A 22,397-nucleotide genomic window follows, 5' to 3' on the forward strand; every position below is an offset into this window, starting at 1 on the left:
CACCAAATTTTATATCGTTATATACGATATCGTCCGGACGCACCCTTTATATCGTTCTCAGCAAGACGCATTTGCCGTTCCCGAAGCGGTTTTGCCGCCCTTGTTCGCCCGTCAGATGCGTGTTACGGCGATCCGGATCGGCTCGTCGTCGACATCCGAATCCACGACCACGCCTCCCTCGGGCCGTGCGGCCGCTTTCACCTCGACGGCGAGCGTCTGCGATGCGATATATCCGGCATATTTGGCGATCGCGCCGGCTACGAACTCCTTCTGTTCGATCTCGACGCGGATCTTGTCCGTCACCTCGAATCCCGAGTCCTTACGGATATTTTGGATGCGGTTTATCAACTCGCGTGCCACGCCTTCCGCCCGGAGCTCTTCCGTCAGCGTAATGTCCAGCGCTACGGTAAGTTTGCCTTCCGATGCCACCAGCCATCCCGGCATGTCCTCCGAGGTGATCTCGAAATCGGCCGGGGTTACGGTGATTTTTTCAGCCCCCAGGTCGAGTACGGTCTGGGCTGCGGCTTCGATCTGGGCGATACGCTCCTGCGAGAACTCCGCGGTCATGGCGGCGATCTGCTTCATGTATTTGCCGTAGCGCGGGCCCAGCGTCTTGAAGTTGGGCTTGATGCGCTTGGTGATGATGCCCGTGGTGTCTTCGATCAGTTCGACCTCTTTGACGTTCACCTCGTTCATGATGAGGTTCTTTACGGCCGAGATATGCTGTGCCATGGCCGGGTCGAGCACCGGGATGAGGATTTTGGTGAGCGGCTGGCGCACCTTGATCGACACCTTGCGGCGCAGGGCGAGCACCATCGACGATACGCGCTGTGCCAGGGACATCATCTCTTCCAGGTCGGTGTCGATCAGCTTTTCGTCGGCCTTCGGAAAAGTCGAGAGGTGTACCGACTCGTCCGCGTGGCGGCCGCTGACGGCATTCAGGTCGCGGAAGATGCGGTCGGAGATGAAGGGTGCGAATGGTGCCGCGAGCATCGAAACGGTCTCCAGGCAGGTGTAGAGCGTCTGGTAGGCCGCCAGTTTGTCGTCGTTCATACCGCCGCCCCAGAAACGCTTGCGGTTCAGGCGCACGTACCAGTTCGAGAGGTTTTCGCCCACGAACTCCTGGATGGCGCGTGCCGCCGGGGTCGGGTCGTAATCCTCGAGCGAGCGGGTTACTTCCTTGACGAGCGTATTGAGCAACGAAATGATCCAGCGGTCGATCTCCGGGCGTTTTTCGACGGGAACTTCCGGCTCCTTGCCCGTAAATCCGTCCACATTGGCGTAGAGTGCGAAGAACGAGTAGGTGTTATAGAGCGTCCCGAAGAACTTGCGGCGTACTTCGTCCACGCCGTCCCGGTCGAATTTGAGGTTGTCCCACGGCTGCGAGTTGGAGATCATGTACCAGCGCGTAGCGTCGGCCCCGTAGGTTGCGAGAACCTCGAACGGGTCGACGCCGTTGCCCAGGCGCTTCGACATCTTGTTGCCGTTTTTGTCCAGCACCAGCCCGTTCGAAATGATGTTCCTGAAGGCTACCGAGTCGAAGAGCATCGAGGCGATGGCATGCAGCGTGAAGAACCAGCCGCGCGTCTGGTCGACGCCCTCGGCGATGAAATCGGCCGGGTAGACCGACTTGAAATAGTCGCCGCCGTTCTCGAACGGATAGTGCAGCTGTGCGTACGGCATGGCACCCGAGTCGAACCACACGTCGATCAGGTCGCTTTCGCGCTTCATCGGCTCGCCTTTCGACGACACGAGTACGATATTGTCCACATAGGGGCGGTGCAGGTCGATATTGCGGGTCGAGTAGTTCTCCTTGGACATGTCGCCGACCTTGAAATTCTTGTAGGGGTTCCCCTTCATGAAGCCCGCGGCGATCGACTTTTCGATCTCATCCATCAGCTCCCTGATCGAACCGATGCACTTCAGTTCCGAATAATCCTCCGTAGCCCATACCGGCAGCGGAGTACCCCAGAAACGCGAACGCGAAAGATTCCAGTCCACCAGCCCTTCGAGCCATTTGCCGAAGCGTCCCGACCCGGTCGATTCGGGTTTCCAGCGGATCGTCTTGTTCAGCTCGATCATCCGCTCGCGCAGCGCCGTGGTGCGGATGAACCACGAATCGAGCGGGTAGTAGAGCACCGGCTTGTCCGTACGCCAGCAGTGGGGGTAGGAGTGGGTATGCTTTTCGATCTTGAACGCTTTGTTCTCGGCTTTGAGCATCACGGCCAGGTCGATGTCGAGCGTTGTCTCGGCATCGCAGGCGATCTCCGGGTCGTAGGCGTTCTTGACGTAGCGGCCTGCATACTCCTTGTATTTTTCGACGTCGATGTTGTTTTTTACGAATTCCGGGTCGAGGTCTTCGAGTACGAAGAACTTGCCCTGCTTGTCGACCATCGGCTGGTTTTTGCCGGCTTTGTCGACCATGAACAGCGGGGCGATGCCTGCGGCCTTGGCCACACGGTCGTCGTCGGCGCCGAACGTCGGTGCAATGTGCACGATGCCCGTACCGTCCGACGTAGTCACATAGTCGCCTACGATCACACGGAATGCGTCGCCCGTCGGCTTTACCCAGGGGATCAGCTGCTCGTAACGGATCCCCTCCAGTTCGGGCCCCATCCAGCTTTCGCCCGTGATTTGGTAGGTTCCCTCCATCTTCTTGGTGAAGTACGATGCGACGAGGTCTTTGGCGAGGATGACCGTCTGGGGTTCGTCGGTATAGGGGTTGCGGCATTTGACCTTCACGTATTCGATCGCGGGGCCTACGGCCAGCGCGGTGTTCGAAGGCAAAGTCCACGGCGTGGTCGTCCACGCCAGAAAATAGAGCGGCCCTTCGGCGTCGCCGAAGAGCTTTTCGCTTTTCGCGTCGCGGATGATCCTGAACTGCGCCGTGCACGTTGTGTCCTTCACGTCGCGGTAGCAGCCCGGCTGGTTCAGCTCGTGCGTCGAAAGCCCCGTGCCCGCAGCCGGCGAGTAGGGCTGGATCGTATAGCCCTTATAGAGCAGCCCCTTGTCGAAAAGCTGTTTGAGCAGCCACCACAGGGTCTCGATGTATTTGTTGTCGTAGGTGATGTACGGATCGTCCATGTTGACCCAGTACCCCATCTTGCGGGTCAGGTCTTCCCACGCCCCCGTGAATTCCATGACGGCCTCGCGGCAGGTGCGGTTGTACTCCTCGATCGAAATCTTCCTGCCGATGTCTTCCTTGGTGATGCCGAGCTTCTTTTCGACGCCCAGCTCCACGGGAAGCCCGTGCGTGTCCCAGCCCGCCTTGCGGTGCACGAGATACCCTTGCTGTGTCTTGTAGCGGCAAAAGACGTCCTTGATCGTGCGGGCCATGACATGGTGGATGCCCGGCATCCCGTTGGCCGACGGGGGGCCTTCGTAGAATACGAACGCGGGGTGCCCCTCGCGCGTGGTGATGCTCTTGTGGAATGTGTCGTGGGCGTCCCATTCGCCGAGCACGTCGGCGGCTATCTGGGCCAGGTCGAGGCCTTTATACTCATTGAATTTCATGGTATATGTGTTTTTTATTTCGTTCGGGGTCGTACGCCGGCATGGCCGGAAGTGCCGGAAAGATTCCTCTTTTTCCGACAACTTGCAAAGATATAAAAAAGATTTGAAAAGCGTGCAAAATTGCACCTATTCCGTCCGTGGCGGCATCTGCCCGGAGCGGGCTATTTCCCGGCCGGGATTTCGACCCAGAAGCACGACCCCGCGCCGACGGCGGAATCGACGCGATACGGCCGCCGAGCTGTTCGGCGATGTTCTTGCAGATCGGCAGCCCGAGCCCGGTGCCCTGCGTGAAGGTGTCGACCTTGTAGAACCGGTCGAAAATCTTGGCGCGTTCCTCCTCGGGGATGCCGATGCCCGTATCGCGGACGTAGAACCGTACCCATCCGGGGCGTTGCGAGAACCCGATCGTTATCGAACCTTTTATCGTGAATTTCACGGCATTGCGTACGAAATTGCCGAGTATCTGGTGCAGTCCCTGCTTGTAATCCTCGAGCTGGAGCCGGGGCAGGCTGTCTTCCAGCCGCAGGACGACCCCTTCGGCGACTTGCAGGCGGAATGTCTCGGCCACCTCGCGGCATAAATCGCGGGCGTCGAATTTCGTACGGACGATCTCTATGCGTCCCGATTCGATCCGGGCCAGGTCGAGTACGTCGGAGATGATTTGCAACAACAGGGTGTTATTTACCAGGATCAGGTCGGCGAATTCTTTGCGCTGGTCGGGATCGGCCTCCGTAGCCATCAGTTCCGAAAAGCCTACGATCGCGTTGAGCGGCGTGCGAATTTCGTGGCTCATGTTGGCCAGGAAGGCCGATTTGAGCTTGTTGGACTCTTCGGCGCGCTCCTTGGCGGCGATCAGCTCCTGTTCGGTCTGCTTGAGTGCCGTGATGTCGTAATTGATCCCCAGCATGTCGATGACCTGTTCGCCGGGGCGGTAGTCCCGGCAGATGAGGTGGGTTTTGATCCATGTTTTCCGTCCGTCGTCGTGCTGCACGCGGCAGATGGCCGTTGCCGACTGCACTTCACCCGCGGAGAAGCGGGTCAGCAGGTCGAGCAGGGGCTTGCGGTCTTCGGGGTGGATGTGGCGGTATTTGCCGATCACGTCGACGATCTGCGCCGAGTCGGCCTCCCCGTAGTTGCGCAGCCATACGTTTTGCGCATAGCCCTCTTTGTTGTAGAGGTTGTAGTTGGCATATCCTACCTGGGCATATTCGGAGATGATGCGGAACAGGGCTTCGAACTCCGAAACCCGGTTCTGGATCTGCCGCAACTCGGTGTTGTCGATATTGATGAGCAGGTAGTGGGTGAGTTCGCCCCGGTCGTCGTACAGGCAGCGTATGCGCCCCGTCCAGTCGAAATGCCCCGGGCGCGTGCTTTCGTAGTAGCCGCCGAGTTTTCCGAATTCGTAACGGGCGGTGAAATCCGCACTTTCGCCGTGCTGGATGCGGATTTTCGTCTCCTCCGGGAAATTAGGGTTGTCGAACAGGTTGAGCCCGCGTATTTTGCCCGGATCTTTCACCCCGAACATCTCCAGGTCGCAGGTGTTGATGTCGATGAGCCGTCCCCGGTCGTTGTAGATCTCGATGCCGACGGGGGCGTTCTGGATGATGTTGCGCAGCAGTTTTTCCTGCTCGTCCAGTGCCTTGTGTGCCGTTATGGCGTCGGTGATGTCGAGGATCAGGATCACAATCTCGCTTCCGTCGTTGGGCGTATTGTACAGGAAACTGCGGCAATGGCGCCTGGTTTTTTTCGCGAACCATTCGTCGGTCTTGTAATTGCCGAGGCGGATGTGCGCGAGTTTGTCGATATGGGCATCGACGGGGTGCCCGGTCTCGCGTGCCGTCTTGCCTATATATGCGTCCGGTTCTATCCCCACGATTTGCTGCGCCGCGCGGTTGACCGAGAGAAAAAGGTAGTCGATGGCGCGTCCGTCGCTGTCGTAAAGCAGCCGGATGCGGAAATATCCGATCGGCAGGTGGTCGAGCAGCACGTCCATATGCTTGTTTTCCTTTACGACCGTGTGGTAGTTGTTTTCGAGCGTCAGGATTTCTGCTTCGCGCCGGTCGTGCACGGGGACGCGCTGCATGTAGCCGAAAAGGTGCGTACCCGTTGCGGGGTCGGTCTGCCGTCCGACGAGCTGGGCGTGGAGCCAGACTTCGCCCTCGGGAAGTTCGATCGGGAACGTCCTGTCGAATTTGCTGTCGACCTTGAGCGCCATGAATTCGTTGTGGATCGGCATCCGGTAGTCTTCGCGAACCAGGTGTGTCAGTTGCCCGATCCGGACTTTGTCGCCGTCGAGCCCCAGCAGCTTGGCGATATATTCGGAGACATGCAGTTCGCCGGCCTGGAAATCCGCTTTCCACCAACCCATGTGGGCGGCGTCCAGCATGAGCATCAGGGATTGGAAATTAGGGGTGTCGGGTGTGAACATGGTGCAATGGGATGTCTGGGGATATTTAGAGCGGGCGGATGATACGTGCAGGGTTGCCTGCTGCGACCGAATCCGCGGGGATATCTCGTGTGACGACCGACCCGGCCCCGACGACCGCCCTGTCGCCGATCGTGACGCCCGGGCATACGATCACCCCGCCGCCCAGCCAGCAGTGGTCGCCGATGACGATGGGCTTGCCTGCTTCGAGGGCCGTCCCGCGTGTCGCGGTGTCGAACGGATGGTGCGCCGTGAGCAGCTGCACTTTGGGGCCTATGAGCGTCCCGCAGCCGATGCGTATCGGTGCCAGGTCGAGGAAAACGCAGTCGAAATTGACGAAGGAACCTTCGCCCATGTGGATGTTGTAGCCGTAGTCGCAGTGGAAAGGTTCGCGGATGAACCCGCGGACGTTGGGGCACAATTCCCCGAGCGTGGTGCGGTAGTCGTCGCCGTGGCCGCAGCATTCGACGTTGAGGCGATGCATCAGGCGCGTGGCACGGTCGCGGTCGGCCGTCAGCTCCGCGTCATGCGGGTCGAACCATTCGCCCGCCAGCATCTTCTCCTTCTCGCCTCTCATCGGTACATGCCGGCATTTTTAGTCGAACGACTGCAATTCGATCAGCTTGGCGTAGATGCCGCCCTTGGCGAGCAGTTCGGTGTGGTTGCCCTGCTCGGCCACGCGGCCGTGGTCGACGACGATGATCTTGTCGGCGTTGTGAATCGTCGACAGGCGGTGGGCGATAACCACCGATGTGCGGCCGACGAGCAGCTTGTTGAGGGCATCCTGCACGAGTTTTTCGCTCTCCGTGTCGAGTGCCGAGGTGGCCTCGTCGAGGATCAGTATCTCGGGGTTTTTCAGCACGGCGCGTGCGATCGAAAGCCGCTGGCGCTGGCCTCCCGAGAGTTTGACGCCCCGGTCGCCGATGTTGGTCTGGTAGCCTTCGGGTGCTTCCTGTATGAAGCAGTCGGCATTGGCGATCCGGGCCGCCTCGACGATCTCGTCGTGCGTGGCCCCGGCCTTGCCCATGGCGATGTTGCCTTCGATGGTGTCGTTGAAAAGCACGGTGTCCTGTGCCACGACGCTCATGTGGGCGCGCAGGCTGTCCTGCGTGTAGTCGCGCACCGAGACCCCGTCGATCAGGATGTCGCCCGCCTTCACGTCGTAGAAACGCGGTATGAGTTCGCTGAGGGTCGACTTGCCTCCGCCCGAAGGGCCTACCAGGGCCACGGTCTCGCCGCGCTTGATCTCGAACGAGATGCCTTCGATCACCTCGCGGCTGCCGTCGTACGAGAAGTGGATGTCCCGGAATTCGATCTTGTCTTTCAGCCCGTCGAGTTCGATCGCCCCGGGCTTGTCCTGGATTTCGCTTTGGGCGTCGATGATCGAGAAGATGCGTTCGCCGGCGGCGATACCCTGGTTGATGTTGGAGAACTGGTCGATGAACGTGCGCACCGGGCGCGTTATCTGCGAGAACATGGCGATGAAGGCGATGAAGCCTTCGGGGCTGAGCGCGTCCTTGAATACGAGCGAACCTCCGAATACCAGGATGACGCCTACGGCCGAGATGCCCAGGAATTCGCTCATCGGCGAAGCCAGCTGCTGGCGGCGGGCCATCGAAAGGGTCAGCCGCGCCAGGTCTTCGCTCAGGTCGTAGAACTTCTGCTTGACGTAGCCCGTGGCATTGTAGCTCTTGATGACCTTGATGCCCGAGAGCGATTCGTCGAGCGTCGAGACCAGTTCGCCCATGCGCTGCTGGCTTGTGCGTGCGGGATGGCGCAGGCGCTTGACGATGCTGCCGATGATCAGTGCCACGACGGGCAGGAAAAGCACCGAGAAGAGCGCCAGCTCCCACGAGATGGCGACCATCATGACCGTATAGCCGATGATGAGGAACGGTTCGCGGAAAGCCACCTGCAAGGTGTTGGTGATGCAGAACTGCACCACGCCGACGTCCGAGGTGATTTTCGAGATGATGTCGCCCTTGCGCTGGTCGCTGAAATAGCCCACGTTCATGTCCACGACTTTGGAGAACATCTCGTTGCGCATGCGCTGCAGGGTGCGGGTGCGCATGTTCTCGACCGTCCATGCGCCCATGTAGCGGAACAGGTTGCTCAGCAGGCTCACGAAAATGGTGACGATGGCCAGCAGCAGCAGGACGTTTTCGGGGTTGTATTCGTTGAACAGGTGCGAATAGGTGAAGTTGAACAGCGCCGTCAGGTATTCCTGGTTGAACGCCAGCGGGGGGAGTTTCTCCACGTATACGAACGTGTAATCCGCATCGAACATCGTCTTGAGGATCGGCATGATCAGCAGGAACGTGAGCGAATTGAACAGTGCGTAGAAGAGCGAGTAGAAGAAATAGGGGATGGCGTATTTGCGGATGGGTCGGGCGAAACCCAGAAGCCTCATGTATATTTTAAACATTACGGGCGGATTATTTGCAGTTTATGTGATAATCGTGACAAAGATAGGAATAATAATGTGAAATTCGGAATTCCCGGCTTAAAAGTGCGAAGTTCCGGGGAGTTTAGAACCGAAAAAAACGAAGGGGCAGACATGCTGTCCGCCCCTTTTCAGGGTTCGTAACCCGTATCTTCCAGTAAATGCGCCTTGTCGTTGGCGGCAGCGACCGCCAGTTGGTCGCAGCGATTGTTCTCCACGGTGTCGGCATGCCCCTTGACCCAGACGAAGCGGACGTTGTGATGCCGGTACACGCGCAGGAAGCGCATCCACAGGTCGGGGTTTTTCTTACCGGCGAACCGCTTTTTCACCCAGCTGAAGAGCCAGCCTTTCGTCACGGCATCCACGACGTATTTCGAATCGGAATACACGGTGACGTCCGACCCGTCGAACTTGAGCGCCTCGAGCGCCACGCAGACGGCCATGAGCTCCATGCGGTTGTTGGTCGTCAGGCGGAATCCCTGCGACAGCTCCTTGCGGTGCTGTCCCGAAAGGAGTACCACGCCGTAGCCTCCCGGCCCGGGGTTCCCGAGCGCCGAGCCGTCGGTATATATGGTGATTGTCGGCAAATCGTGTTGTCGTTAAACCCGGCCCTGCGGTGCGGGTATGGTTCGTCTGCGGCATGGCCGCGGTGGAAAGTACCTGTCCCGAACCCCGCAGGAATTCGGGACAAGGCATGTCCGTCCTTTTTACGAAAGGGCTTCCAGTTGCGCCTTGATGGCCGCGATCTTGGCCTCGGCGTCGGCCTGCTTGGCGCGTTCGTTGGCCACCACCTTCTCGGGGGCCGACTGCATGAAACGCTCGTTCGAGAGCTTTTTCATTACGCTCGCGAGGAACCCTTCCTGGTAGGACAGTTCGTCCGTCAGTTTGCGTCGTTCCGCTTCGGCGTCGATTTTGCCCGCCATCGGCACGAAGTACTGCGTCGTCTTGACGATGAACGCTGCGGCCGCCGGGTCTTTCTCCGTCACCGTCTCGATGCCCGTCAGGTTGGCCATTTTCTGCATCACGGGGGCATACTCGGCCGGGTAGTTCTCGTCGGCGATCACCTTGAGCGTCAGTGCCTCCTTCTGCGGCAGGTTCTTCTGGTTGCGGACGTTGCGCACCGAGGAGATCACCTCCCTGGCCAGCTCGAACCGCGCCAGCAACTGCCCGTCTATTTCGGCCGGCTGGGGCATCGGGGCGACGGTGATCGACTCGCCTTCTTTGCGCGGGGCGAGGTCTTGCCAGATCTCCTCCGTCACGAAGGGCATGAAGGGGTGCAGCACGCGCATCAGGGAGTCGAAGAACGTGCGCGTGGCTTCGAACGTCGGCGCGTCGATCGGCTGCCCGTAGACGGGTTTCACCATCTCCAGGTACAGGCCGCTGAAGTCGTCCCAGAAGAGCTTGTAGGCTGTCTTGAACGCCTCTGAAATGCGGTAGGAGCCGAAATCGTCGGCGATCTGGCGCAAAGCGACGCCGAGCGTCTGGCGGAACCATTCGACAGCCAGGCGGTTGTTCTCGTCCTGTGCGGCATTGCCGTCCGCCGACCAGCCGTTCACCAGGCGGTAGGCGTTCCATATCTTGTTGCCGAAGTTGCGTCCCTGCTCGCAGAGCGCCTCGTCGAACATTACGTCGTTGCCTGCCGACGAGGAGATGAGCATTGCCATGCGCATGCCGTCGGCGCCGTATTTGGCGATCAGGTCGAGCGGGTCGGGCGAGTTGCCCAGCTGCTTGGACATCTTGCGGCCGATCTTGTCGCGGACGATGCCCGTGAAATAGACGTTTCCGAAAGGTTTTTCGCCGCGGTATTCGTAACCCGCCATGATCATGCGCGCCACCCAGAAGAAGATGATGTCGGGGCCCGTCACCAGGTCGTTGGTGGGGTAGTAGTAGCTGATCTCCCTGTTGCCGGGGTTGCGGATGCCGTCGAAGACCGAAATAGGCCACAGCCACGACGAGAACCACGTGTCCAGCACGTCGTCGTCCTGTCTGAGGTCGGACGGCTGCAACGAGGCGTCGCCGGTTTTCGCGCGCGCCTTTTCGAGCGCCTCCCCGGCCGTCGGGGCCACTACGAAGCCGCCTTGGGGCAGGTACCAGGCCGGAATGCGCTGGCCCCACCACAGCTGGCGCGAGATGCACCAGTCCTTGATGTTCTCCATCCAGTGGCGGTAGGTGTTCTTGTATTTTTCGGGCACGAAGCGGATCGCGTCCTCCATGACGGCCTTCGTCGCCGGTTCGGCCAATTGCCCCATCGAAAGGAACCACTGCATCGAGAGTTTCGGCTCGATGGCCACGCCCGTGCGCTCCGAATAGCCCACGTTGTTGGTATAATCCTCGGTCTTCTCCAGCAGGCCGGCTTCCGCCAGGTCGCCTTCGATCTTTCTGCGGACGTCGAAACGATCCATGCCGACGTACAGCCCCACTTTGTCGTTGATCGTGCCGTCGTCGTTGAAGATGTCGATCACCTCGAGGTTGTATTTCTCGCCCAGCATGTAATCGTTCACGTCGTGCGCCGGGGTCACTTTCAGCGCGCCCGTACCGAACTCGATATCGACGTATTCGTCGCGGATTACGGGGATTGCGCGGTTCACCAGCGGTACGATGACGCGCGCCCCGGCCGGCAGCCAGCCGTAGCGCGGGTCGTTGGGGTTGACGCACAGCGCCGTGTCGCCCAGGATCGTTTCGGGGCGCGTCGTGGCGACGATGACCGCCTTGTCCGAGCCTTCGACCATGTAGCGCAGGTAGTAGAGCTTGCCGTGCGACTCCTTGAATACCACCTCTTCGTCCGACAGCGCCGTCTGCGCCGCGGGATCCCAGTTGACCATGCGTACGCCGCGGTAGATCTTGCCTTTCTCGTAAAGGTCGCAGAATACCTTGATGACGCTCTCGGTGCGGGGTTCGTCCATCGTGAAGCAGGTGCGCTCCCAGTCGCACGAGGCGCCCAGCTTGCGCAGCTGCCTGAGGATCATGCCGCCGTATTTTTCCTTCCACTCCCATGCGTATTCGAGGAATTCCTCGCGCGTGAGCGACGACTTCTCGATGCCCTTTTCATGCAGCATCGCCACGACTTTCGCCTCCGTGGCGATCGACGCGTGATCCATGCCAGGCACCCAGCAGGCGTTTTTGCCCGACATGCGGGCACGGCGGATCAGCACGTCCTGCAACGTGTTGTTGAGCATGTGCCCCATGTGGAGCATGCCGGTCACGTTGGGCGGCGGGATGACGATCGTGTAGGGTTCGCGTCCGTCGGGTTCCGAATGGAACAGCCGGTTGTCGATCCAGTAGTCGTACCATTTCTGTTCGATCTCCTGTGGCGAATATTTATCAGCGATTTGCATAAAGGTGTGAATGTTTTGCTTCGTTATTTGGCCTGCAAAGTTATTAACATTCTGTCAAAGATAAAATAAATATCTATAAAAAATCGTTACCTTTGCACCATTATATATTTGTATCTGTAAACTATGAGTAAAAAAGATAAGATAATCGAAACCATCGAAGTCGAAGATGCGAGCCTGCTTCCCGAGCTGCTCGACGGCAAACACCACGTGATTCCGATCGTGACCGGCGGCGACGAGGTTGCCGAGGAGGTCGAAGTGCCGGAGATCATCCCGATCCTTACGCTGCGCAGTTCGGTGCTCTTTCCCGGTGCGATCACCCCGATCACCGTGGGACGCGACAAGAGCATCAGCCTCGTACGTGCCGTGAATGCCGAAGGCGGCATTCTGGGCGCCGTGTTGCAGCGCGAGAGCGACGTCGAAGACCCCGCGCCGGACGACATGTACAAGGTCGGCACCGCAGCGCGCATCATCAAAATCCTCGAAATGCCCAACGGGAACCTCACGGTGATCCTGAACGGCCTGGAGAAGATCGAAATACGCGAATACATAACGACCGAGCCCTATTTCCGGGCCCGGGTGACCGCCCTGCGCGATACGACGCCCGACCTGAAGAGCATCGAGTTCGAGGCCCTCGTGGATTCGATCCGCGACGTGGCGCTCAACATCATCAACGTTTCGCCGTCGATGCCCAAGGAGGCGGCCTTCGCCATCAAGAACATCGACTCCAAGCGCGGCATCATCAATTTCATCTGCTCGAACATGGAGCTTACGGACGAAGACCGCCAGTCGTTGCTGGAGGCCCCCGGCCTGCTGGCCCGTGCCCGCAAGCTGCTCGAAATACTGATCCGCGAACAGCAGCTGGCTGAGCTGAAGAACCAGATACAGGAGCGCGTGAAGCAGGAGATCGACAAGCAGCAGCGCGACTATTACCTGCAGCAGCAGATGCGTACGATCCAGGACGAACTGGGCGACGGCGCCGATGCCGACATCGAGAAGATGCGCGAGGAGGCCAAGAAGAAGAACTGGCCCAAGGAGGTCGGCGAAACCTTCGAGAAAGAGTTGCAGAAGGTCGAGCGGCTGAATCCCGCCGTGGCCGAATATTCGGTGCAGATGACCTACCTGCAACTGCTGCTGGAACTCCCGTGGAACGAGGTAACCAAGGACAATCTCGATCTGAATTGCGCGCGCGAGCAGCTCGACCGCGACCATTTCGGGCTGGAGGAGGTCAAGGAGCGTATCCTCGAACACCTGGCCGTCATCAAGCTCAAGGGCGATCTCAAATCCCCGATACTCTGCCTCTACGGCCCTCCGGGTGTGGGTAAGACCTCGCTGGGCAAGTCGGTGGCGGCGGCGCTGGGCCGCAAGTTCGGGCGTATCTCGCTCGGCGGCCTGCACGACGAGTCGGAAATCCGCGGGCATCGCCGCACCTACATCGGCGCCATGCCGGGACGGATCATCCAGACTATCAAGCGGTGCGGTTCGTCGAACCCGGTCATCATCCTCGACGAGGTGGACAAGGTGACCGTTTCGAACCACGGCGACCCGTCGAGCGCGCTGCTCGAGGTGCTCGACCCGGAGCAGAACACCACCTTCCACGATAACTACATCGACATGGAGTACGACCTGTCGAAAGTGCTGTTCATCGCCACGGCCAACAATATCGCCAACATCGCACCGGCGCTGCGCGACCGCATGGAGATGATCAATATCGCCGGCTACCTGATCGAGGAGAAGGTGCGCATTGCCCTCGACCACCTGCTGCCCAAGCAGCGCGAGGCGCACGGCATCAAAGAGCAGGAGCTCACGATGGCCCCCGAGGTAGTCGAAGGCATCATCGCCGGCTATACCCGCGAGTCGGGTGTCCGCTCGCTCGACAAACTGCTGGCCAAGATCGCCCGCGCCCGAGCCAAGCAGATCGCCTTCGACGAGGTTTTCGCCCCGGAGGTTTCTGCCAGGGAGGTCGAAAAGATCCTCGGCATGCCCAAGTTCCTCAAGGAAGAGTACGAGGTGGGCGGCATGACGGGCGTCGTGACGGGCCTGGCCTGGACGGAGGTCGGCGGCGACATCCTCTACATCGAGTCGGTGCTGACGCCCGGCAAGGGCAAGGTCAGCCTGACGGGTAACCTGGGCGATGTGATGAAGGAGTCCGCTACGATCGCCCACGAGTGGGTGATGGCACACAGCAAGGAGCTGGGCATCGACCCCGCGCTGTTCGAGAAGAACGATATCAACATCCATGTCCCCGAGGGTGCGATCCCGAAGGACGGCCCTTCGGCCGGCATTACGATGGTGACCTCGATCGTTTCGACCTACACGGGGCGGAAAGTCCGGGATCGTATCGCCATGACGGGCGAGACGACGCTCCGCGGCCGTGTGATGCCGGTGGGCGGCGTCAAGGAGAAGATTCTGGCGGCCAAACGCGCCGGGATCAACGAGCTGATCCTCTCGGAGGAGAACCGCAAGGACATCGCCGAGATCAAGCCCGAATACATCGACGGACTGACCTTCCATTACGTGAAGACCAACGACGAAGTGCTGAAACAGGCGCTCATATAGCGACCCGAAAGAAGTAAAAGGTGGAAAGTTTTGTTTTTCACCTTTTACTTTTTTAATTTTATGGATCAATTCCTCTGCCGATGAAATTTATCGCAATCATACCGGCGCGTTATGCGTCGACCCGCTTCCCGGCCAAACCGTTGGCCGTGCTGGGCGGGAAACCCGTTATCCGGCGGGTCTACGAGCAGGTGGCGGGCGTACTGGACGATGCCGTGGTCGCCACGGACGACGAGCGGATTTACGATGCCGTGGTGGCGTTCGGCGGCAAGGCCGAGATGACCTCGGCAGACCATAAGAGCGGCACGGATCGCTGCTGGGAAGCCTACCTCAGGCAGGGAAAGCCCTACGACGTGGTCGTCAACGTGCAGGGTGACGAGCCTTTCATCCGGGCGTCGCAGCTCGAAGCCGTGAAGCGCTGCTTCGACGATCCCGCGACGGACATCGCCACGCTCGTGAAACCCTTTGCCGAAGCGGACGGCCTGGCCGCGCTGGAAAACCCCAATTCGCCGAAGGTGGTGCTCGATGCGCAGTCGCGGGCCATCTATTTTTCGCGTTCGGTCATCCCTTACCTGCGCGGCGTCGAACGCTCGCAGTGGCTTGCGCACCATACGTTCTACAAGCACATCGGCCTCTATGCCTTCCGCACGGAGGTGCTGCGTGCCGTCACGGCGTTGCCGCAGTCCACGCTCGAAAAGGCCGAGTCGCTCGAGCAGCTCCGCTGGCTCGAAAACGGCTACAGGATCGGCGTGGGCATCACCGGCGTCGAGACCATCGGCATCGACACGCCCCAAGACCTCGCACGTGCCGAGGAGTTTTTGTCACACCATCCGGAATTTATAAAATGACAGCTATGAAATTCATCGCCGGCCCATGCGTCATCGAATCCGCCGAGTTGCTCGACACCGTGGCCGAACGCCTCGTGGCGATCAACAAGGCCCTCGGGACGGATATTATCTTCAAGGCCTCGTTCGACAAGGCCAACCGCACCTCGATCTCCTCGTTCCGCGGCCCCGGACTCGAAAAGGGGTTGCGTATGCTCGCCGACGTGCGGGCGAAATGGGGGCTGCGCCTGCTGACCGACATCCACGAGGCGTGGCAGGCCGCGCCCGTGGGCGAGGTCGTCGACGTGATCCAGATCCCGGCCTTCCTCTGCCGGCAGACCGACCTGCTCACCGCCGCGGCCAGGACGGGCAAGACCGTGAATATCAAAAAGGCGCAGTTCCTTTCGGGGTTGGACATGCAGTACCCCTATGAGAAGGCGCGCGATGCGGGGGCTTCGGAAATATGGCTCACCGAACGCGGCAATATCTACGGTTACAACAATCTGGTGGTCGATTTCCGCAATATCCCCGACATGCTGCGCATCGCGCAGACCGTGGTGATGGATTGTACCCATTCGGTGCAGCGTCCCGGCGGTGCGGGCGGTACGACGGGAGGCAACCGCGAGTTCGTGCCGGCCATGGCCCGGGCGGCCCGGGCGTTCGGTGCCAACGGCTTCTTCTTCGAAGTGCACCCCTGCCCCGACTGCGCCAGGAGCGACGGCCCCAACATGTTGCAACTCGACGATCTGGAGAATCTCATTAAAACCTTGCTATAATGACCGATACCACCAAAGCGCAGATCCTCGACCTGGCCCGCAAGGCCATCAATACCGAGATGCTGGCGCTCAAGCACATGAAGGAGACCTTGGGTGACAATTTCGCCGATGCCGTGGAGCTGATCCTCGCATGCAGCGGCAAATGCATCGTCACCGGCATGGGCAAGTCGGGGCTCGTCGGGCGCAAGATCGCCGCGACGCTGGCCTCGACCGGAACCCCGAGTTTCTTCCTGCACCCCGGCGAGGCCTTCCACGGCGATCTGGGGATGATCTCGAAGGACGACGTCGTGCTGGCGCTCTCCTATTCGGGCGAGACCGACGAAATCCTGAAGATCGTGCCTTTCATCCACTCCAACGGCAACAAGCTGGTGTCGATGACGGGCAACCCCGAATCGGCGCTGGCGAAGAATTCCGATATCCATCTCGACGTGAGCGTCGAAGAGGAAGCCTGCATCCTGCACCTCGCGCCGACGACCTCGACCACGGCGCAGATCGCCATGGGCGATGCGCTGGCCGTGTCGCTCATGCAGATGCGGGGCTTTACGAGCGTCGATTTCGCACGCCTGCATCCGGGCGGCAGCCTCGGGCGTCGCCTGCTGATGACCGTGGGCAACGTGATGCGTTCGCACGACCTCCCGGTCGTGGCGCCCGACTGCTCGGCTACGGATATGATCCACGCCATCAGCAAGGGCGGGCTGGGGCTCATCATCATCTGCGACGGCGAGAGGATCGAGGGCATCGTGACCGATGGCGACGTGCGCCGTGCGATGGAGCGCCGCCGCGCCGAGTTTTTCAATATCAAGGCCGCCGATATCGCCACGCCCAACCCGAAAACCATCTCCGCGGATAAGAAACTGATCGAGGCCGAGAAGATGATGACCCGTAACAAGGTCACGTCGCTGCTCGTCACCGACGATGCAGGGAAGTTGCAGGGCGTGATCCAGATTTACGACATCAAGTTATAGGGCTTTCGCAACTGCGTCACGCCGCATAGACGGGGACGGTCTGTTCGGAACGGAGCGCCTGCCGTGAAAACAAAGGGGACGGTACCATGCGGTACCGTCCCCGCGTGTCTTGTCTGCCGGTATGTCTCCGCGGTCAGTCCCCCTCTTCGAGCTGGAAAACCTGTTCGACGGGTTTGCCGAAGATCCGGGCGATCTTCAGTGCCAGTACCGTCGAGGGGACGAAGCGCCCGGCCTCGATGGCGTTTGCGGTCTGGCGGCTTACGCCGATAGCATCGGCCAACTGCTGCTGGGTCATGCGCACTTCGGCGCGTTCGACCCGGATCCTATTCTTCATCTGCGACCGCGTGTTTCAGACGCCACAGTTTCCAGCGGAATACCGCGAGGAATATCAGCAGCATGGTGAGCAGGTTGTAGATCATGACGTAGAGGAAACTGAGGTCGTAGGTGCATAGCGCCGTGGCGATAAGCAGGGCATAGTTGACGTAAAGTGCCGTCAGCAGGGCGTTCAGCCGTATGCGGGAGATCATTTCATCCTCGATCCGTTCGCGGGAGCAGGCTACGAATATCCCGCCGATGCAGATGCCCACCAGAGCGATGTTGTTCAGCGCACGGCCTGTCGTTGCCGAGCAGAGCGTTTCGTAGCAGGCCGTTCCTTGGGCCGGCATCAGGTAGGTCGGGTAGCCGTTGAAGCCGTCGATGAGCATCAGTACGCCCAACAGCAACGTCGGGATCAGGATGACCCAGCCGATTTTCTTAAAACTGTGGGGAAGTAGTAATTCCTTTGTCATAACGTGGTTGTTTAAAGGTTTGAGACAGGATAAATGTAAAGTATATTTTACATTTTAGCAAATAAACACGACAAAATTTTTGCGGCATAAAAATTAGAGGGTCTTTTAGACCCTCTAAAAATTTTGTTCGGCGGTATGATTTACCGGGGCGGAATTGCGCAGGGCGGCTCCGGATGTATCCCGAATTCCCGGGCACGCACACCCTGAACCCCGGGAATCGGGTATGGGATGGAAGCTGTACCCCGAATTCATGATACCGGGGGGCGTAGTCCGGGAGTCGTAGTCCGAAAATGGTAGTCCGGGAGTCGTAATCCGGCTCGGGGGAACTCCTGCACCCCTGGTGCTTCTCCTTTCCGGAATCAGTTGCGGATGTGGTGCGGCATCTCGGCAGGAATCTCCATCGAGATTTCTGCCAGTCCGCCCACGACGCCGTCCACGCGCCAGGCTGTCTGGTAGATCATTTTGCGGACGCCGTTTTTCTCGATCGTGTAGGCATTCGTGCCCCCGTCGGCGAGCAGGCGCTGGATAATTCCGCGCGACCGTTCGCTGTGGCAGTCGAAGAGGTTTTTGCCGATCATGTCGCCGTGCCGGGCGAAGGTCGTGCGCGCCTTGTCGTTCATGTAGAGGATCGTGCCCCCGGTGTCGCATACCGTAACCGCGCAGTTCATGCCGTCGGCCCAGGGATAGGGATTTTCTGTCGTCATATTGCCGTAGGTTTATCGTCGGGGAAAGCCTCCCTTTTCAACGGGAGGTGCGGAGTGATTATGGGCATTGTAGCGAAGATGCGGAGGTTAACCCCGGTTTACTGCTGTATCTTCACCAGCTGTTCGCGGTAGGCGTTCAAGATGCGCGATTTGGAAATGAAGCCCAGGTAGCGGTTCTGTTTGTCGACCACGGGCAGCATCCAGGTGTGCTTGTCCTCGAATTTCTCCATGACGCCCTGTATCGACTCGTGTTCGAGGATTTTGTCCGGGGGCTGGATCATGTAGTCGGAGATCGGATGCCCGTATTTTTCGTGTTTGAACATGTCCTCGCGCAGGTCGTCCAGCTGGACGACGCCCAGCAGGTGTCCGAAGTTGTCGATCACGGGGAAGATGTTGCGGCGTGCCGTCGAGATGATGTGCACGATGTCGCCCAGTGTGAAATTCTCCTTGATGCGCAGGAAATCGGTCTCCATCAGATCGTCGAGCTTCAGGAAGACGAATACCGACTGGTCTTTGTCGTGCGTGAGCAGTTCGCCCCGCTGGCGCAGTTGCTTGGTGTAGATCGAGTCGGGGTCGAGGTAGTAGTCCACGGCGAACGAGATGCAGGCCGTGATCATCAGCGGGATGAACAGCCCGTAGCCGTTCGAAAGCTCCGCGATGAGGAAGATCGAGGTCAGCGGCGCCTTCATCACGCCCGACATCACGCCGGCCATGCCCACCAGCGTGAACGAGACGACCGAGACGTCCCAGTCGAAAAATGCATTGCACAGCAGGGCGATCGAAGCCCCCGTGAACGCCCCCACGAACAGCGACGGCGCGAAGGTTCCGCCCACGCCGCCCGCGGCGTTGGTCGAGGCCATGGCAATGACCTTGAAGAACATCGTGGCGATGACGAAGAGGATGACCACCCAATCGATCTCCCGGAACCGGTAGAAGAGCGAATTGTCGAACAACTCCTGTGCGCGGCCGTGCATCAGCGACATGAACCCTTCGTAGCCTTCGCCGTAGAGCGGCGGGAAGATGAAGATCAGGATGCCCAGCACGGCGCCGCCGACGAGCCATTTCTTATATTGGCTGTCGATCTTGCGGAAGAAGTTGCCCACGCGCAGGTTGGTCGAGGTGAAATACCAGGACATCAGCCCGCAGCATACGCCCAGCAGGATGAAAAGCGGTATCTGCCACAGCTCGAAGGCGTCCTGCGGCTGGAGCGTCACGGCCAGTATGGGGTCGAAGCCGCGCAGCATGAAGGCCATCGTCGTGGCCGTGATCGAGGCGATCAGCAGCGGGATCACCGACCCGGCCGTGATGTCGAGCATCAGGATCTCCAGCACGAAGACCACGCCCGTGATCGGAGCCTTGAAGATGGCCGCCAGCGCCGCACCGGCACCGCAGCAGAGCAGCAGCGTGGTGTGTTTGTAATTGAGGCGCGCCAGCCGCCCGACGTTCGAGCCGATAGCCGCGCCCGTCAGTACGATCGGTGCCTCGGGGCCCACCGAACCGCCGAACCCGATGGTCGTGGCGCCGCCTACGATCGACGTCCAGCAGTTGTGCCCCGGGATGCGCGAGTTGCGGCTCGACATGGCGTAGAGCACGCGTGTTACGCCCTCCGAAATATTGTCGCGCACGATGTATTTTACGAACAGCGTGGCGAGTATGATGCCGATGGCGGGGTAGATCAGGAACAGAAGATGCGCACTGTCCACCGGGAACCAGCGTATCAGTCCGCTCTTGATGCCGTGCAGCAGTATTTCGAACAGGTAGGTGCCCAGTCCGGCGAGTATACCGACCACGACAGCCAGCAGCATCATGATCTGGCTGTTGCTCAACCGCCGGGTCAGGCGGAGGAACTCGCGGTAGATATGCTCGGTGCGTAACTGCATCCTATTGTTTGCGAGCGAAATGCTCGGCTTGTTCGGCGATGAGCCGTTTGTCGTCGAAATAGTTGATTTTCATGGCACGCTTCACGTCGTCGAGTGTCTGCGAGGCCATTTGCCGGGCTGCCTCCGAACCGGTGCGGAGAATCTCGTAGACCTCTTCGATGCGGCCTTCGTAGTATTTGCGGCGTTCGCGGAACGGCTCCAGCGTCTCGTTGAGCACGGCGATCAGGAATTTCTTGACCTTCACGTCGCCCAGGCCGCCGCGGCGGTAATGCGCCTTCAGCTCGTCCAGCGACGGGTAGTCGGGCAGATATTTCGGGAAATGCTCGGGGCGGCTGAAGGCATCGAGGTAGGTGAATACCGTGTTGCCCTCCACCTTGCCGGGGTCTTCGACGCGCAGATGGTCGGGATCGGTATACATCCCCATGACTTTCTTCTTCACCTCGTCAGCGCTGTCCGAGAGGTAGATGCAGTTGCAGAGCGATTTCGACATCTTGGCCTTGCCGTCGGTGCCCGGCAGGCGCATGCAGACCGCATTCTCCGGCAGCAGGATCTCGGGCTCGACGAGTGCCGGGCCGTATACCGTGTTGAACTTGTGGACGATCTCGCGGGTCTGTTCGATCATCGGCTCCTGGTCTTCGCCCGCAGGGACGGTCGTGGCCTTGAATGCCGTGATGTCGGCCGCCTGGCTGATGGGGTAGGTGAAGAAGCCCACGGGGATGCCCTGCTTCTGCTGCGTGTCGCCCTCGGCGGCGCCTTCGGCGAAGCCCCGCAGCTGAATCTCGGCCTTCACGGTCGGGTTGCGTTGCAGGCGCTGCACGGTCACCAGGTTCATATAGTAGAACGAGAGCTCGCAGAGCTCCGGGATTTGCGACTGGATGAAAAGGGTAGACCTTTTCGGATCGAGGCCGACCGAAAGGTAGTCGAGCGCCACTTCGATGATGTTCTGGCGCACTTTCTCGGGGTTGTCGGCGTTGTCCGTCAGGGCCTGCGCGTCGGCTATCATGATGAATATGCGTTCGAATTCGCCCGATTCCTGCAGTTCGACGCGGCGGCGCAGGGAACCGACGTAGTGTCCCAAGTGGAGCCGGCCCGTAGGACGGTCGCCGGTAAGAATGATCTTTCCCATAAAACTTTATATATATTTTGTGGGCAAACTTACGAAAAACCGCGCGGGTGACCTAATAAAGTTGTCTGTTATAGATTTATTTTATATTTTTGTGTATTGAAATAATCGGCTACTATGACTATAATTCAACTTGAATACCTCCTGGCGGTGGCGAACTGCGGTAGCTTTTCGCTGGCCGCAGAGCATTGTTTCGTGACCCAGCCGTCGCTGAGCATGCAGGTGAAGGCGCTCGAAGAGGAGCTGGGCGTCGTGCTGCTCGACCGTTCGAAGAAACCCGTGATCCCGACCGAGGCCGGCGAAGTGGTGCTGGATCGCGCCCGGGAAACGCTGCGGGCCTACAACAATATCCGCGAGTCGGTCGCCGAACTGAAGGGCGAAACTTCGGGTAAACTGCGTCTGGGCGTCATCCCGACCATCGCGCCCTACCTGCTGCACAAGTTCATCCCGGATTTCGTGCGCGATTACCCGAAGGTGGAACTGGAAATCTCGGAGATGGTCACTTCGGACATCGTCGAGGCGCTCAAGCGCGACCGGATCGACGCGGCACTGGTCGCCAGCGGCACGTGTGGCGACGGGATCCTCGAACAGGAACTTTTCAACGACCGTTTTTTCGCCTATGTTTCGCCCGAAAACCCGTTGTACGAACGGCAAAACATCCGCATCGAGGACATCGACCTGAAAGACCTGGTGATCCTGAGCGCCGGAAACTGTATGCGCGACCAGATCATCGAGCTGTGCCAGGCCAAGCGCGACATGCCGTCGCACTACTCCTTCGAGTCGGGGTCGCTCGATACGCTGATGCGCATTGTCGACTGCACGTCGTGCCTGACGATCATCCCCGAAATGGCCATCGAGTACATCCCCGCGGATCACCACGACCGGCTGAAGATGCTCGCCAAAGGTGCCACGTCGCGTAAGATCGCCGTGGCGGTACGCCGCACGTACGTCAAGAGTTCGATCATCAAGGCCCTGACCGACACGATCATGGCCAATATACCCGAAGTAAAGGGGTAGGCGGATGCCTGTAAACGGCAGGGGGGCCGGCGATACGATTGCCGGGCACCA

General features: G+C 59.7%; 16 protein-coding genes. 5 read left to right on the forward strand and 11 right to left on the reverse strand.

Going from position 1 to position 22,397, the window contains the following annotated elements:
- Positions 1-111: 111 nt before the first annotated feature.
- The 6 genes from ileS to DW189_RS00360 all read right to left on the reverse strand — a co-directional run bounded on the left by ileS (position 112) and on the right by DW189_RS00360 (position 11,716).
- Positions 112-3,513 carry an isoleucine--tRNA ligase gene (gene ileS, locus DW189_RS00335; protein ID WP_117506479.1) on the reverse strand — a complete coding sequence of 1,134 codons (3,402 nt, stop codon included), beginning with the start codon at positions 3,511-3,513 and terminating at the stop codon, positions 112-114.
- Positions 3,500-5,941 carry an ATP-binding protein gene (locus tag DW189_RS00340; protein ID WP_259295416.1) on the reverse strand — a complete coding sequence of 814 codons (2,442 nt, stop codon included), beginning with the start codon at positions 5,939-5,941 and terminating at the stop codon, positions 3,500-3,502. The genes ileS and DW189_RS00340 overlap by 14 nt, the downstream gene beginning before the upstream one ends.
- A 25-nt stretch (positions 5,942-5,966) precedes the next feature.
- Complete coding sequence (locus DW189_RS00345) at positions 5,967-6,515, reverse strand: sugar O-acetyltransferase (protein WP_117506480.1); 549 nt, start codon at positions 6,513-6,515, stop codon at positions 5,967-5,969.
- Between the two features lie 18 nt (positions 6,516-6,533).
- Positions 6,534-8,363: an ABC transporter ATP-binding protein gene (locus DW189_RS00350; protein WP_117506481.1), complete on the reverse strand. Its 1,830-nt coding sequence runs from the start codon at positions 8,361-8,363 to the stop codon at positions 6,534-6,536.
- Positions 8,364-8,512: 149 nt separating this feature from the next.
- Positions 8,513-8,968, reverse strand: coding sequence for a ribonuclease HI (gene rnhA, locus DW189_RS00355; protein WP_117506482.1), 456 nt, complete (start codon positions 8,966-8,968; stop codon positions 8,513-8,515).
- Positions 8,969-9,088: 120 nt separating this feature from the next.
- The gene (locus DW189_RS00360; RefSeq protein ID WP_117506483.1) at positions 9,089-11,716 is read right to left on the reverse strand and encodes a valine--tRNA ligase; all 2,628 of its coding nucleotides are present in this window, start codon (positions 11,714-11,716) and stop codon (positions 9,089-9,091) included.
- A gap of 123 nt (positions 11,717-11,839) precedes the next feature.
- Between DW189_RS00360 and lon the strand changes: the two genes are divergently transcribed.
- The 4 genes from lon to DW189_RS00380 all read left to right on the forward strand — a co-directional run bounded on the left by lon (position 11,840) and on the right by DW189_RS00380 (position 16,834).
- Positions 11,840-14,272 carry an endopeptidase La gene (gene lon / locus DW189_RS00365; RefSeq protein WP_032135998.1) on the forward strand — a complete coding sequence of 811 codons (2,433 nt, stop codon included), beginning with the start codon at positions 11,840-11,842 and terminating at the stop codon, positions 14,270-14,272.
- Positions 14,273-14,352: 80 nt separating this feature from the next.
- Entirely contained in the window at positions 14,353-15,117 is a 765-nt protein-coding gene (kdsB, locus tag DW189_RS00370) for a 3-deoxy-manno-octulosonate cytidylyltransferase (RefSeq protein ID WP_117506484.1), read from the forward strand.
- Positions 15,118-15,122: 5 nt separating this feature from the next.
- Positions 15,123-15,869, forward strand: a complete 747-nt coding sequence (gene kdsA / locus DW189_RS00375) for a 3-deoxy-8-phosphooctulonate synthase (RefSeq protein ID WP_174760530.1) — start codon at positions 15,123-15,125, stop codon at positions 15,867-15,869.
- Complete coding sequence (locus DW189_RS00380; RefSeq protein ID WP_022333400.1) at positions 15,869-16,834, forward strand: SIS domain-containing protein; 966 nt, start codon at positions 15,869-15,871, stop codon at positions 16,832-16,834. The genes kdsA and DW189_RS00380 overlap by 1 nt, the downstream gene beginning before the upstream one ends.
- Before the next feature lie 133 nt (positions 16,835-16,967).
- Here the strand turns inward: DW189_RS00380 and DW189_RS00385 are convergent, their stop codons facing one another.
- The 5 genes from DW189_RS00385 to trpS all read right to left on the reverse strand — a co-directional run bounded on the left by DW189_RS00385 (position 16,968) and on the right by trpS (position 21,332).
- Entirely contained in the window at positions 16,968-17,168 is a 201-nt protein-coding gene (locus tag DW189_RS00385; RefSeq protein ID WP_117506486.1) for a helix-turn-helix transcriptional regulator, read from the reverse strand.
- Complete coding sequence (locus DW189_RS00390) at positions 17,158-17,622, reverse strand: hypothetical protein (protein WP_070099851.1); 465 nt, start codon at positions 17,620-17,622, stop codon at positions 17,158-17,160. The genes DW189_RS00385 and DW189_RS00390 overlap by 11 nt, the downstream gene beginning before the upstream one ends.
- Before the next feature lie 359 nt (positions 17,623-17,981).
- Positions 17,982-18,326, reverse strand: coding sequence for a PAS domain-containing protein (locus DW189_RS00395; RefSeq protein ID WP_117506487.1), 345 nt, complete (start codon positions 18,324-18,326; stop codon positions 17,982-17,984).
- Between the two features lie 98 nt (positions 18,327-18,424).
- Entirely contained in the window at positions 18,425-20,206 is a 1,782-nt protein-coding gene (locus tag DW189_RS00400; protein WP_117506488.1) for a chloride channel protein, read from the reverse strand.
- 1 nt (position 20,207) lies between these two features.
- Positions 20,208-21,332 (reverse strand): tryptophan--tRNA ligase, encoded by a 1,125-nt coding sequence (gene trpS / locus DW189_RS00405; protein ID WP_055204623.1) that lies wholly within the window; start codon positions 21,330-21,332, stop codon positions 20,208-20,210.
- Between the two features lie 114 nt (positions 21,333-21,446).
- Between trpS and DW189_RS00410 the strand changes: the two genes are divergently transcribed.
- On the forward strand, positions 21,447-22,346 hold the full coding sequence (locus DW189_RS00410) for a hydrogen peroxide-inducible genes activator (RefSeq protein WP_022333406.1): 900 nt from the start codon (positions 21,447-21,449) through the stop codon (positions 22,344-22,346).
- The last annotated feature ends 51 nt before the right edge of the window (positions 22,347-22,397 follow it).

This window comes from Alistipes sp. AM16-43 (assembly GCF_003435745.1).
Lineage (GTDB): Bacteria > Bacteroidota > Bacteroidia > Bacteroidales > Rikenellaceae > Alistipes > Alistipes onderdonkii.